Consider the following 13,940-nt stretch of genomic DNA (forward strand, 5'->3'; position numbering starts at 1 on the left):
GTCCTGCTCTTATACGCCCTTTCCAAAGCTGCAGTTCGGATAATGACATTCTTTGCAGCCAAGACAGAATCCGCCATTTCCCATATGTGCCAGATCTTTTTTTGTCACTTCTATACCTGCGATAATACGTGGCAGAACAAGATCAAATACGGTGGCTTTTGCATACATCACACATCCCGGCAGTCCCATTACCGGTGTGCCATCTTCCAGATAGGATAACAGGAACATCGCTCCCGGAAGTACCGGAGCACCATAAGATACGATTCTCGCTCCTGTATTTTTGATCGCGCCCGGTGTCTTATCATCTGGATCCACGCTCATACCACCGGTACAGACAATCAGATCTGCCCCTTCTTCTTTTAATTTCATAATAGCGGCAGTGATTTTTTCCATATCATCATTGCACAGAATATGTCCGTGAATTTCAGCACCGTAAGATTTCATTTTTTCGATGATTACCGGTGTGAAAGTATCCTTAATTCTTCCATAAAATACTTCATTTCCGGTGGTTACAATTCCTACCTTCCGTTTCTTATAAGGTGCCAGCGATACCAGCGGTTTTTCTCCTGCTGTTTTCTTCACCAAATCCATTTTTTCTTTTGCAATCACCAGCGGAATCACACGGGTTCCTAAAAGACGGTCACCTTTTTTTACCGGGAAATTTGTATGACGGGTGGCAATCATAATCTCATCGATCTCATTAATAGCATCCAGCCTCGGCACATCCACCTGAAATACTCCGTCACAATCTGCAATCAACTCAATTTTTCCTTCTTTTACATCCGTTGGATGCATATTCTCATTGATGCACACATCACACAGAATCTGCGCTGCTTCATTTTCATGCAAAGTATTTTCATCCTTCTCCCACACATAAAGATGGTCTTTTCCCAGAGATAGCAAAACCGGAATATCTTCTTCCTGTACAATATGTCCTTTACGAAAGGCTGTATCTTTTACCACATCCTTCACAATTCTGGTAATATCATGGCACAGTACATGTCCTACCGCGTCCGTTGTTTTAATACACTTCATGACGTTCCCCTTTTACTTTCTGTCTAGAAAAGTTATAAATTTATATGGAGTAATTGTAACATATTGCCAAGAAAAACACAACTTTCATAAACACGGGAGTTTGACACATTGAAATCCGAAAAAATACCGCAAAGCCTTGAACACGGGATGTAATTATTCTTCTACAGCGAATAAATATGGTTGCTCCTACGGACAAGTTTATGCATAGGTTAGAAAATATAAAGATAAAGGAATCGAAGGATTATATGATCGACGAGGTAAGAACAAAGCGATTTCTCAATTATCAGATATTGAGAAGTTGAAAGCTGAAAACCGACTACTAAAAGCTCAAACACAGCAGCAACAAATGGAGATTGATTTCTTAAAAAACTCGACGAAATAGAGAGGAGGTGAACCTGACCAAGACACGCAATACAACAAAATACCTTGCAATCAAAGAATTATAGATTATTTCTGGCTTTCCATACTGGCAGTCATAATTGTTATCTCCATAATCATCGCATATATCATAGTATGAACAGGATCTTTTTATAATGATTTATTTTCTATGTGAACTACTCGGCAACTGAGTTACCAGAGCATCTGAATTAAGGCGGGATACCGCCTTTTCAGGGTGCGTCCATGACACCACTACTGTTTGCTCTTTAGAGCTATACAGCTACTTTTATTATTTCTGGCGTTTTTAGTCCGGTTACGGACAGTTCCTTTTTCTCTCCGGATACGGAGAGATATTTTCTCAGGATGTTATATGCACCTACAGCATCTGCGTTATACTTCCGGTTTCTGTCCCTGTACAGTCCCCTTTGTTTTCGGTTGCATGGCTGTGCATATCTTTTTTCCACCTCTGGTGACAGCGGACTGCACTGGCTGGTATAGCTTTCTTCCTGTCTTACAAAACGGATCCCGTACATCTTAAGCTTATATTCCATCATGCTATAGAGCCTGTTATACGGCAGATTGTGGAACTTCTGGTTTGTTCTGTGTCCCAGGTCTTTTCCTTTCCGGATATTCCGGATATCCCCTGCCACAACACAGGTAATTCCCTGTTCACGGCAGTATTTTGCAAAGTATCTTGTGATCTTGTGCAGATAATCCGTTACCGAGTTCTGCTTTTTCTGATATAATCTGCGAATATGTTTTGATGTGACTGGATGTTTTATTTCCTTCACAGACTGCTGTCCATACCATTGTGCCTGCACCCTTGCAATCTCTTTATGAAAATATCTTTCCAATGCAAGATATCTTCTGCCCAGGATAAATGTATTCCCATTCCCGGAATCATAGCATGTCATAAGATTATGAAGTCCCAGATCAACTGACAGATAGTGTCCATTCTGCGAAAGTTCTTCCCTCTCTGAAATCTCATAAACAACAATAACTTTACATTCACCTTTTTCCGGTGGGTAGATCCGCAACTGTTTGATCTGATCCATGCCCCTGAAAATCTTATTTTCAAGATAAAGAAAGTTCTCATGGATCTGATACGTTTCTTCCATATATCTTTTTAATGCTTTTGGAAGGGACAGACGGACTTTTTCTGTGTCCCATTCATGTACAATTCCCATCTGCATATAGGTAATGGGGATACTTTCCTGTTTAAACCGCGGTGGTCTGGGATTCTCAATCCCTCCGGATCTTTTCAAGGCGTAAAAAGATTTCCATGCTTTATCCAGCAGCTTGCAGACTTCCTGGGCTGTCTGAGATGGAAGCTGTTTATACCACAGATCCTCTCTATGGGATTTTTTCTGATAATACCAGTCCGGGTATTTCTCCATTCCCATTTCTTTGTAATGCTGACGTTCGTAATTACAGACATTCCAGAGCTTGGATGCCGCATAACACATATGTCCGATGACGTTTGCATATTCCTGACTGACCTTTATGGATGTTTTCTTTGACAGCAGCATTTCCCACCTCTATGATCTCAATAAACTTTACTCTGATGCTCAATATATCTGCGGATGTTTTCTTCCGACACAGACCCGACCGTTTCCACATAATAGGAATGGTTCCACAGCTCTCCTTTCCAAAGCTGTTCTCTTATTTCCGGAAAACGTTCGAATAATTTCCTGCCGGTGATCCCTTTCAGATATTTCACGATCGCAGTTATGGATAATTTGGGAGGAGCAGACACAAAACAGTGCACATGGTCTCCTTCCCCGCATTCAAACAAATGGACGGTAAAACCTTTATCCGCTGCGATCTCCTGCACCAGCTCCTGAAGATATGCTTCAATCTCCGCATTCAATATCTTCCGCCAGTATTTCACTGACCATACCATATGGTAATTAATATTGCACACACAAGTGCGGTAATGTATAAGATTCTCCTTCATACATATAGTATAGCATAGTATTAAGAATATCACAATAAAATGCCGAACATATTTTCTTTTTTAATAAAGCTGGATACAGCATTTTTTAGTAAAAAAATAAATATATTTTACTTATAATGTGCAGATATGCACAGTTTACGCTTTCATCTCGGCAATTGAATTACCGAGGATTCCCGCTTATCTTCCTAAATATTTTTCTAGTCATTGCAATATAAAATTGCTTATACAGTCTCTCCCTTAAGAGTCCTGGTATTCTGGATAATATACAGAGCGACCGATATGACCATCACTATAGCGCACAAACCAATCAACAGATCTGATACCATCGGTGTAATGTGGAACCATATAATATGCACCGCTGCAGTTCCATATAATAAAAAGGTTACTATCTTTCCATGCCAGTCTGCACCATGTACTTTTCCTGTCTTTCGTATCACAAGACATCCACTGACTACCATATACAGCTCCTTACCTGCCATTATTACGATTAAAAGAAGCACATGCGGAAAACGAGTAAACAGACAGATTAACATCGCTGCCTGTGTCAGCTTATCAGCCACCGGATCAAGTATTTTTCCTAAATTACTAATCCTATGGAATCTTCTTGCGATATATCCATCAGCAAGATCCGTAAGACCAGACAGCAATAAGATTTCACCAGCTAACAGAGGATTTTTCTTTACACAATAACTCCATATAATTACCGGAATCAGACAAAGCCGAAAAAAAGAAAGAAGATTAGGAACCGTAATAATTCTATTCAAATTTTCTTCCTGATTCACTTCACTCTGCATGTACGGTCATCTCACTTTCCTTTTTTTTAGACATAAACCAATAAAATATAACACAAAATGCTAAAGCAAACACAACACCAAAAACATTTTGAATCACTCTAAGACTAACCGCTCCTTGTAGTCCATAAGTCTCTGCAGCAATGGCTAAAGCACCAAATGTGTTAAATACTGCCTGCCAGCCATATTGTGCTGAAAATCCTACACCGATTCCACCAAGAATTCCTATATATGCATAGATTGACGAAGGAAGCAGAAAATATAATACTGTAAAACATATAACACCTGCAATATTTCCGACAATCCTTTTACGGACTCTGTAGTGCATATCTTCCATAAACGGCAAAATCGCGGACATGGCCGCAATACCAGCCCACATTGCACGTGGCATATTACAAAGTTCTGCAATGCAAAGGACAATCGGTACGCATAAAATCTGACATATCTGCCATTTTGTTCTGGAAGAAGTGATATCAAATTCTTGTATCAGATCTTTCAGATTTCTTTTATAAGTTCTGTTTTTATGATTTCGATAAAATACGAAGCAGGTAAGTGCTGCACCTAAAGCCATTCCGACTAATCGCATCTGATAGCTTTTTCCCGTAACATCATAACCATATAGCAGCAGATACCCAAGAACCAATGTAGATTGATTAAACATAAATGGATTATGGCATCCGAACAGAATCAACACAGCCAGTGCCGCAATATTTAACAGCATTCCCAATACCGGTGAAAGCTGGTTTGCTAAATGCGGACATACAGTCATAATTACAAAGAACAAAGCCAAAAGCATCGTAGATTGTCCGGTGTGGATCCCCAGATCCGCATTTCTAAACACCATGAGACATAATAAGACTACTACACCTACAATGCTGTTCTCATTTCCAAATAGGATGCTGAAAATACTAACAAAGAAAAAACAAAATGCCATTGTAACAGCTATCTTCACTAGATATACCCACATATGATATAATTTTTCTTTTAGTGTTTCACTCTTTTTCAACAGGTTTTTAGAACCTGCCTGATTTAACTGCAACTCCTGATAAAATGTCATATAAATCCTCCCATCTTCTAATTTATCTTAAAACTATATAATCTCATCTTTCTGCTTTGGCAGCTCTATAACAAATCTGCATCCACCATATTCACGGTTTTCTGCTTTGATTGTTCCTCCGGCACTATCTACAATCCGTTTTACAAGTGCAAGACCTAGGCCATTTCCTTCTGCTTTATGAGATCCATCTACCTGATAGAACTTGTCAAATATTCTGGATTTTACATCATCCTCTATTCCGGGTCCTTCATCTTCCAGAATGAACTTAACAGAATCCTGTTCTTGTTTCAGAAACATCGTAATTGTCCCCTTTGAAGGGCTGAACTTAATCGCATTATCCAAAAGATTTATCCAGATATGCATAAAAAGTCCTTCATTCCCAGTATATTTAACTTCCTCCAATTCTACCTGAAAACCAATTTCTTTTTCTGTCCATTTTGTTTCCAATGAAAGAAATGCCTGGCGGATCTGTTCATCCAGACGATATTCTGTTTTTTTCATTGGTATATTCTGATTCTCTAACTTGGATAACAGCAAAATATTTCCAACCAATCCGGAAAGCCTTTGGGTATTAAACAGGATTTTTTCTACATATTCCTCTTGCTCCTGAGACAATTCTTCTCCCTGAAGAAGCATTGTATACCCTTCAATGGCATTGATCGGGGTCTTAAACTCATGAGAAACATTGGAGACAAAATCCATCTGCAGTACTTCTGTTGCACGAAGCTCTTTTGTCATCACATTAAAACTCTGGTAAGATTCTCCAACTTCTGCGATACGGCTGTTCGTTTCCAAGTGCTGTTCAAAATCTCCCTGCGAAACTTCCTTCATTGCTTTACTGAGTCTGGTAATTGGTTCCAGCAACCTTGCATTGATAAAGGAAGTAATCAGCCCTGCAATCAATGTATTGAAAATCAAAAGCCAGCCAAGCACAGGTATGCTGCCAGGCAGATTAAAAAAATGATTCAAAAAAGCAAATAATAACGCAGATATGACTGTTGAAAATACAAGTGCCAGCCAGATTGCACCAGTCAGACAGGATCGGATCCGCAATCCTTTTTCTTTCTTTTGTTCCATTATTTTTTCACCACCTTGTATCCAATTCCACGCATTGTTACGATTTCAAAATCAGGGTTATCTTTAAAACGCTCTCTGATTCTTCCTATATGTACCTCTATCGTATGTGGGTCTGCCTCCGTCTCGTATCCCCATACTTCATCCATCAACTGTTGTTTTGTAAATGTTCTGCCTGGCGAAGCTGCAAGCTTATATAAAAGCAGGAATTCTTTTTTAGGCAAAACAAAACTTTCCTTATCAGTTGTAACCGTCATTGCATCATAATCAAACTCTGTTGAACCGATCACAATTTTGTGTTCATTCAGTATCTGTGCACGGCGAAGCAGTGCTACGACTCTTAAAACCATTTCATTCACATTTACCGGTTTTACCATATAATCGTCACTTCCCGAAAGAAATCCCTGGCGCATATCATCAAAGGAACCTTTCGCAGTGATCATAAGCACTGGTATCTGATATCCTGCTGAACGAAGTTCTGACACCAGTTCATAGCCATCCATAACCGGCATCATAATATCAGAAATGATCAGATCAATATATTCCTTATCCAATACTTCTAATGCCTGTGCTCCATCCGATGCACTTTTGACTTGATATCCATTCTTCTCAAGCACTTTTTGGAATAGCTGGCTTAATTCTTTATCATCTTCTACAATCAATATTTGAAACACGTTTTCCTTCCTCCTTATTAAAACAGATACCTTGCCCATCCAAGCAGATGCTGTACCAAAAATATTTTTCTCTGACGTTTCTTTGTTAATTCGATTGGCTCTACATGATATGGATCATTATAAGTTCCGCCTTCTAATATCTGGCGGGACACTTTTTCATATTCCATCATGCCCTCTTCCAACTGTTTATTAATATCTTTACTGCGAATTACAAGCATCAGTTCCGTATCCAGATATGCACTTCTCATGTCCATATTAAAGGAACCGATTACAGACAGATCATCGTCAATCAGAATACTTTTTCCGTGGTATGAATAACCGCCTTCATATTCCCAGATATTAATTCCTGTACTTAAGATTCTATTTCTGTTTTTCGCATAATCGGCAGCCCCAAATGGATTCCCATTATTCGCAACTGAATTTGTCATGATAGAAAAATCTGAAACGTTCTCTGCAATCTCCTCCCATGTATTATACATCATATCATTACAGATAATATATGGCGTGTGGATCTTCACACGATTTTTTGCATTTTTCATCAATTCTCCCAACTGATACCACACTACTGGTTCTTTGGAACCTGTGTGAATAGGATTTGACACTAATGTAATCTTTTCTGTCTCAAAAGTTTCGTCCGTATAATTGGTCTCGCAGATTCTTTCCTTATTCTCTTCAAAATATTTCTGATAGCTGTTCTGCAGCTCTAAAACTGCGTTCTTTACAGATTTTCTATTTGCCAGTTTTTTATTGTTATGAAAATAACCACTGTCTTCCTGATTCCATATGGTTTCAAAATACTCTGACAACTGGTTAACTGAATTTTCTTTCTCAGGTTCATCGCAAACCACTAACACGTCTCTGTCATAGTTCTTATGTCCCGGAAAATCACCCAGGAAATAATTGTATGTATTTCTTCCCCCAAGAATATATCTCTTTCCATCTGCAATCAAATATTTATCATGCATTCTACCCATCATTTTCCACGGTTTCAACGGATTGGCCTTATTATACAGTTTAATTTCAACATTCTCATGGGAAGATAATCCATAGAAATACGGATTTCCTTCCATATCAATCCAGCTCTCCATTCCATCTACTAACAGACGAATATGTACACCTCTGTCTGCCGCATCATGCAGTGCTCCTAAAATCAATTTTCCACTTTCATCGGATTGAAATGCAAAAGTAGAAAGAATAATTTCCTTTTTTGCATTCTTGATCAAACGCACTCTTTGTAAAAGTGCTTCTGGATTCTTTTCTATGATTACTGCCCGTTCTGTATTTTCACTGCATTCGTTCCATGACCCATTTTTTGTTTCTTTTTTGGTTGTATTGGACACTTCCGGCTGCTTTTTATATGCAACGCAGATTCCGAGCAATTCATAAAAAGCCACACATAAAAAAATTGCCAGTATAACAAGAAGGATTTTACATATTTTATGCTTTTTCATTGTACATCACCTGATTCCTTTTTATTTCATACTTATACAATACAAAGTCAATCTCAATTTAACCTCAACAAAATTTATTTTTCATAAAAAAATATGACCGGCTTCTTTTTAAAGAAACAGTCATATTTTTATTCTAATATATGAAGGAGCTTTTCTTACTCCGTTGTATTAATCACTATCCATGCAAAATCTTCTTTGTACAACAGACTGTTAGATATAGCAAAAACGGCCTTTCAAAAACAGTTAACTTCTAAATCAACTGTTTTTTGAAAGGTCGTTTCATCAGATTCTTATAGCAATCCAGCAAATAATCTCATAAATAATTGTCCCAGTCGCAAATATGCACTTCGTCCGGTTTGATATTGGTCTGTCACATCACGACATTCTCCCATCGTTCTTATCAGATCATTTTTTATTTCCACAACTGCCTGACAATCTGCCATAAAACAGCCGTTTTCAAAATGGTGATATAAACTTCGATAATCCAGATTAATTGTTCCACAAGTTGCCATACAGTCATCTGCCACACTCATTTTTGCATGACAGAAACCAGGAGTCCACTCATAAACACGAACACCATGTTTAACTAATCCATGATAAAAAGAACGAGTTATATTATAAATGAATTTTTTATCAGGGATACCAGGTGTGATAATTCTTACGTCTACCCCTCGCTTAGCAGCCAGACATAACGCATGCGTCATTTCATCTGTTATGATTAGATATGGAGTCATAAACCAACAATATTTTTCAGCTTTATTTATCATACTGATATAAACTTCTTCTCCTACTTGCTCATTATCCATAGGGCTGTCTGCATAAGGTTGAACAAACCCAGTTTGCTGTGCCGCATAATCATAGTGGAAAAGGTATTTACTAAGATCAGAATCATTAGCATCCTTATCACTTACTGCATTCCACATTTCCAAAAATGTCACCGTAAGCGACTGAACAGCATCTCCTTCTAAACGAATACCTGTATCTTTCCACTGTCCATACGGGTGTGTGTAATTAAAATATTCGTTTGCTAGATTATATCCACCTGTAAATCCGACTTTTCCATCAATAACTGTTATTTTTCTATGATCACGATTGTTCAAAAACAGATTTAAACCTGGCATAAACGGATTGAATACACGGCAATGAATTCCTATTGCCTCCATCTTTTTCACAAAATCTGTGTTAATAAAGCCTATAGAACCCATATCATCGTAGAATACTCTAACTTCCACACCTGCTTTTACTCGCTCTTCCAGAACATCTTGAATCTTATGCCATGCTTCAGCGTCTTCTATCGCATGATATTCCATAAAGATAAACTTCTGTGCTTTCTCCAAATCCTTAAGCTGTGCCTCTAATCCTTTCACTGCTTCATCAAAATACACAATATCCGTATTCTGATAGATTGGATACTGCGAATTTCTTTGTATGTAACTTGCTATATTTCCTGCTTTCGGAATTGTTTCTTTTATTTTGCTCAAACACTCCTGACTGTCCGGAAGCATTGGTAACAATTTGCTATCAATTTCTGCATATCGCTCACGCATTTTATGTGTGCCACCATTCAAACCAATCAACAAATACAGGCCTACACCCATAATTGGGAAAATTAGAATTAAGATGACCCAAGGCATTTTCATAGAGGATGTCTTATTTGATGCGTACAATCCCAAAACCAAGATCCCACTCAAAATCCTTGTAAATAAATTTATGATTTCTGCATATTCATTCAAGCGTGTTACGATAGTAATAATAAAAATCACTTCCAGAAGAATGCAGATTATGGAAAAACACAGCCGTTTTACCCCATTTTTTGTTTTTGCTTTGCCCTCTAAAGTATCTTGTTTCATATATATTCCACCTTCCTACTTGCTCAGTTTTCTCCCTAAATTTCGTGGAACATACCAATTTTGTCTTTTATTCTCTGCATTTCATTATCTGCTTCAATGATAGCTCTTGCAGAATGAAGTAATTCTTCACTTATCTCATCATAGCCAGGCATTTCTTCAATTCCTTTTTTATAGCGAAGTTGATGTTCCAATGTTGCCCAGAAATCCATACCATTGGTTCGAATCTGTAATTCTACACGCATAGGTGTTTTACCCTTAGCAAAAAATACTGGTATTTCAACAATCATATGATAGCTTCGATAACCATTCGATTTTGGATTTTTTATATAATCTTTTATTTCAATAACTTTAATATCATCCTGTTGGGTAATCAAATCTGATATCATATAAATATCGTCAATAAACGCACAAACTATTCGAACGCCTGCTACATCATTGAGATATGTCTGTATATTTTCTGTTGTAAATTCATATCCCATCTTCTGCAATTTATCGTAAATACTATTGGGCTGCTTAATTCTTGTTTTTATAAAAGAAATAGGATTTCGATTGTTCTCAACTGAAAATTCATCATCCAAAACCTCAAGTTTAGTTTGTATCTCCCGAATAGCACAACGATACATCATCATTAAATTATAAAATTTTGTAGCATTATTTAAAAACTGTAGTGATTCCGGACTGTTCATCCTGAGTTTTTTTACTTCATCTTTTGTCATGGAACTTTCCTTTCTACCTCATCCCTGATTTCAAAACATTATTTATTTTGATAGTTGATTCGTTCTCCTTGAATTACTGGATAACAAATCATTTTATCACTATCCAGATTTTCTACATGCATATCTACTGCACTGATCTGATGGTTTTCATAAGTATTGTAATAATAAATACCTTTTGTAACATTACAACACGACGTATACAATGTGATTTCATATTTTCCATCCGCTACTTCGCAACATCCTCGTTGCTGATCCACAGATCCGAGAATGTGGAAGAATTGGCTAACGCTTTCTTCCTCTGATTCACCTGAAATTGCATTTACCTTTGTAAAAGCTACACGTACAAAGCGTGAGGAAGATGAGAGATCTCCCGGAAGACCTAATCCTCCCATACCTCTACTATATGCATCAAGAGCCAAATTTTCGCAGAAAGTATTTCTGGGCTGTTTAGGAGATAAATACATATAATTATTTAGTTGAAACATCTGCTGTGGAAATGGCGGATTATTCGTAAGCACTCCTACTGGATTGTCATAAATATGCAAACCATCCGACATAGATTCTACCGTAATTGACTCATTCTCATCAGAAATGATCCAGTGTAATTGTGCTAATGGTAATTGCTCGCTGAAAGGAGTATTAACAATATTAATTCGTTCAAGAAGCTCGCGAACTTCAACTAAAGAAGAACACTGACTTAAAATCCACGGAATAAATTCAAACTGTGCAATATTTTCCACATCTGGCTTAATCGCGGAATAAACAGCATTTCCGACAAAATTCAGTCCTGCCATTGCCACTCCTTTTTCATTCATAGCATCATAATACAAAGGATAATCCTCTGCAACATGAGCCATTCCAATAATTGCATAATGATTTTTCATATCGTCAACATGGCGAAAATTAAACGCATAATTACGTGGTGTAATTACTATCTGATCACCATAAGAGAATTCATAATCGAGGGTTCGTCCAAAGTAAAAATCTTTTGTTTTATAAGTTGCTGCTGTACACATGATCATTTATCCTCCTAAATAGATTGAAATATGTCAATGAGTTTTTTTCTTGAACAATAGTATAGCACAATCTTTTATTCTGTTCCAACTTCATACATGATCATAACATGTAGACTTTAAACTATTTTCCTAGATTATTTCTCCATCAGTTTTTCAAACCAGGTATCCATAGCTAGGATGAATTGACCTACGTCTGGCAATTCTTGCAGCATTTCGTTTAGGGTTTTGTGCTTCACATATTTCTGCACATACACCCAACAGGCAACGCTACTGGCTTCTGATACAATGTCAGCTATGGTTTTGCGCATAAGCTCTTCAAATTCAGCAATTTCTTCTTTTGGGACAACATCATACAGTGTTGGTGCCTGATGACTTAATTTTACGCCATTTTCATTTGCATCTTTAAGCAGATTCTTAACTTTTTCTCTTGAATTCTCCGGTACTTTCATGTACTCCCACATAAATGCTACCACATCGGACGGTGTGTCTTTTTTAAGTGGTGGTAACTGAATATAATCATTGTTTTCGCTCATTTTCATATCCTCCTCACGATATAATAAAATCAATAATACGTTCTCTTGTCATGTCCAGTACAATATCTACGAACACTCCTGCAAACAGGAATACAACCTGTACCCAGTCATGGTAACAGTATGCAGTTGCTATAATCAACAAAGTGAATATAAAACCAAGGATTCCCCTTACAACCGCATAAGTCTGTACTGTCATCTTCACTGCCAGGCCGATCACAAAAAGGATCAGCCATACCGGCAGTAATAATATCTTTCCAGCAAGTTTTAAAATAAACATGTGCACCTCCTATCTTACCAGTCCTGGCATATCATGGTTCACCTCTGCCTGATAATACCCGTTCATCGTTGACGGTGCATTAAACAGGGCTGCTAATAAATATTTCTTGATGTTCTTCACCTTTGTGGTGTTACCACTCATACAGTGTAAGACATACTCGATATGTGAGTAGGTCAGCATCAGAAATTTTTTCTTCACCAGTGATGCCGGATACCAGTTGCTGGCAATCAAGATCTTGTCATTTTTACACATCACAGTCTCTACAATCAGGTTCACGATTTCATCTACCTGTCGCATATCGTCATGATGGGTTACTTCCAGTGATTCATAATCAACAGTCTCTTTGACCAGTTTTTCATAAGCCTGATATTCCTCAGTGGAATTATCGCCATCGGATCGATTCTCATCTGCAGATACGATTTGATTAGATTTATTATCATTCATTTCAGTATAGATTAGTATTATTAGGGTTTGAAATGTAAACTTCTTGAAGTTTGTTTTCGGGATTTCTAGAAGTTTGATTTTGGGACTTCACGAAGTTTGAAATGTAAACTTCTGTAGATTCCTCATTTTCCACAGAAGTTTGTTTTCTAAACTTCTTTAATTCCTCTTCAAATTTTTTCTTATCTGTTTTCTCAGGCATAAAGGTTTTCACGTAGATAACGTTCACCTTTCCAAATCCCTGTCTGCGTTTCTCAATCAGACCAATTCCTGTTTCGTCATCCAGTTCTCTGACATTTCTTTGTCCTCTTTTCTTTGAATTATGAAAGAAAAATTATCCCTTCATATAACGAAACGCTCAGAGCCTGTTTTACAGTGGTCAAAAGCAAATTTTTTTACTTTTTTTCTTACGAGTTTTCTTGCGAGTTTTTTTAATGCCACTCGTAAGAAGCTCGTAACATTAGATTTCTGCATTTTCTTGAAATTAAGTAAAAGAAAAAGAGCATATGGAATTGAATCCATACACTCTATGATTACTGAAACTTTATTTCATTTTTAATTCAACAAACTGGAATTTATATAATTATTCCTCTAACTTTCCCCATTTTATAGGCTTTCCTGCCTGTCCATTAGTGAAATGATATGTAGTTTCCCTTATTTTTGCCCTTATGAGATAATCACAAGGGAAAT

General features: G+C 37.3%; 13 protein-coding genes and 1 pseudogene. All 14 read right to left on the bottom strand.

Annotated elements, in window-relative coordinates; genetic code table 11:
* Positions 1-9: 9 nt before the first annotated feature.
* Positions 10-1,035 carry a molybdopterin-binding protein gene (locus tag NCY57_RS12640; RefSeq protein WP_021650138.1) on the bottom strand — a complete coding sequence of 342 codons (1,026 nt, stop codon included), beginning with the start codon at positions 1,033-1,035 and terminating at the stop codon, positions 10-12.
* Positions 1,036-1,685: 650 nt separating this feature from the next.
* Positions 1,686-2,942: an RNA-guided endonuclease InsQ/TnpB family protein gene (locus tag NCY57_RS12645; protein WP_015526510.1), complete on the bottom strand. Its 1,257-nt coding sequence runs from the start codon at positions 2,940-2,942 to the stop codon at positions 1,686-1,688.
* A 17-nt stretch (positions 2,943-2,959) separates the two neighbouring features.
* Positions 2,960-3,370, bottom strand: a complete 411-nt coding sequence (gene tnpA, locus NCY57_RS12650) for an IS200/IS605 family transposase (RefSeq protein ID WP_180211310.1) — start codon at positions 3,368-3,370, stop codon at positions 2,960-2,962.
* 221 nt (positions 3,371-3,591) lie between these two features.
* Complete coding sequence (locus NCY57_RS12655) at positions 3,592-4,164, bottom strand: CDP-alcohol phosphatidyltransferase family protein (RefSeq protein WP_021650141.1); 573 nt, start codon at positions 4,162-4,164, stop codon at positions 3,592-3,594.
* Positions 4,154-5,218, bottom strand: coding sequence for an FUSC family protein (locus NCY57_RS12660; RefSeq protein ID WP_021650142.1), 1,065 nt, complete (start codon positions 5,216-5,218; stop codon positions 4,154-4,156). The genes NCY57_RS12655 and NCY57_RS12660 overlap by 11 nt, the downstream gene beginning before the upstream one ends.
* A gap of 33 nt (positions 5,219-5,251) precedes the next feature.
* Complete coding sequence (locus NCY57_RS12665) at positions 5,252-6,295, bottom strand: HAMP domain-containing sensor histidine kinase (RefSeq protein ID WP_021650143.1); 1,044 nt, start codon at positions 6,293-6,295, stop codon at positions 5,252-5,254.
* A complete protein-coding gene (locus NCY57_RS12670; RefSeq protein ID WP_059086533.1) occupies positions 6,295-7,005 on the bottom strand; it encodes a response regulator transcription factor in 711 nt (236 codons plus the stop codon). The genes NCY57_RS12665 and NCY57_RS12670 overlap by 1 nt, the downstream gene beginning before the upstream one ends.
* Entirely contained in the window at positions 6,984-8,417 is a 1,434-nt protein-coding gene (locus tag NCY57_RS12675) for a phospholipase D family protein (RefSeq protein ID WP_106492192.1), read from the bottom strand. The genes NCY57_RS12670 and NCY57_RS12675 overlap by 22 nt, the downstream gene beginning before the upstream one ends.
* Before the next feature lie 290 nt (positions 8,418-8,707).
* Positions 8,708-10,267, bottom strand: coding sequence for a cardiolipin synthase (gene cls, locus NCY57_RS12680; protein ID WP_148445674.1), 1,560 nt, complete (start codon positions 10,265-10,267; stop codon positions 8,708-8,710).
* A gap of 35 nt (positions 10,268-10,302) precedes the next feature.
* A complete protein-coding gene (locus NCY57_RS12685; protein WP_005360232.1) occupies positions 10,303-10,983 on the bottom strand; it encodes a GTP pyrophosphokinase in 681 nt (226 codons plus the stop codon).
* 38 nt (positions 10,984-11,021) lie between these two features.
* On the bottom strand, positions 11,022-11,999 hold the full coding sequence (gene bsh, locus NCY57_RS12690) for a choloylglycine hydrolase (protein WP_015526515.1): 978 nt from the start codon (positions 11,997-11,999) through the stop codon (positions 11,022-11,024).
* A 134-nt stretch (positions 12,000-12,133) separates the two neighbouring features.
* Positions 12,134-12,538, bottom strand: coding sequence for a hypothetical protein (locus tag NCY57_RS12695; protein WP_021650147.1), 405 nt, complete (start codon positions 12,536-12,538; stop codon positions 12,134-12,136).
* A gap of 7 nt (positions 12,539-12,545) precedes the next feature.
* Entirely contained in the window at positions 12,546-12,809 is a 264-nt protein-coding gene (locus NCY57_RS12700; RefSeq protein ID WP_173739549.1) for a hypothetical protein, read from the bottom strand.
* A gap of 9 nt (positions 12,810-12,818) precedes the next feature.
* Positions 12,819-13,545: pseudogene (locus NCY57_RS17080) on the bottom strand (DUF6017 domain-containing protein); the annotation flags it as partial.
* Positions 13,546-13,940: the final 395 nt, after the last annotated feature.

Origin of the sequence: Blautia sp. MB18-30 (assembly GCF_023669475.1) — a bacterium.
Classification (GTDB): Bacteria; Bacillota; Clostridia; order Lachnospirales; family Lachnospiraceae; genus Blautia_A; species Blautia_A fusiformis.

Bases quoted from the DNA above. Each gene is read 5' to 3' on its own strand.
- NCY57_RS12695 (WP_021650147.1), bottom strand. From the start codon at position 12,538: ATGAAAATGAGCGAAAACAATGATTATATTCAGTTACCACCACTTAAA.
- NCY57_RS12660 (WP_021650142.1), bottom strand. From the start codon at position 5,218: ATGACATTTTATCAGGAGTTGCAGTTAAATCAGGCAGGTTCTAAAAAC.
- bsh (WP_015526515.1), bottom strand. From the start codon at position 11,999: ATGTGTACAGCAGCAACTTATAAAACAAAAGATTTTTACTTTGGACGA.
- NCY57_RS12685 (WP_005360232.1), bottom strand. From the start codon at position 10,983: ATGACAAAAGATGAAGTAAAAAAACTCAGGATGAACAGTCCGGAATCA.
- NCY57_RS12640 (WP_021650138.1), bottom strand. From the start codon at position 1,035: ATGAAGTGTATTAAAACAACGGACGCGGTAGGACATGTACTGTGCCAT.
- NCY57_RS12675 (WP_106492192.1), bottom strand. From the start codon at position 8,417: ATGAAAAAGCATAAAATATGTAAAATCCTTCTTGTTATACTGGCAATT.
- NCY57_RS12645 (WP_015526510.1), bottom strand. From the start codon at position 2,942: ATGCTGCTGTCAAAGAAAACATCCATAAAGGTCAGTCAGGAATATGCA.
- cls (WP_148445674.1), bottom strand. From the start codon at position 10,267: ATGAAACAAGATACTTTAGAGGGCAAAGCAAAAACAAAAAATGGGGTA.
- NCY57_RS12665 (WP_021650143.1), bottom strand. From the start codon at position 6,295: ATGGAACAAAAGAAAGAAAAAGGATTGCGGATCCGATCCTGTCTGACT.
- NCY57_RS12670 (WP_059086533.1), bottom strand. From the start codon at position 7,005: ATGGGCAAGGTATCTGTTTTAATAAGGAGGAAGGAAAACGTGTTTCAA.
- tnpA (WP_180211310.1), bottom strand. From the start codon at position 3,370: ATGAAGGAGAATCTTATACATTACCGCACTTGTGTGTGCAATATTAAT.
- NCY57_RS12655 (WP_021650141.1), bottom strand. From the start codon at position 4,164: ATGCAGAGTGAAGTGAATCAGGAAGAAAATTTGAATAGAATTATTACG.
- NCY57_RS12700 (WP_173739549.1), bottom strand. From the start codon at position 12,809: ATGTTTATTTTAAAACTTGCTGGAAAGATATTATTACTGCCGGTATGG.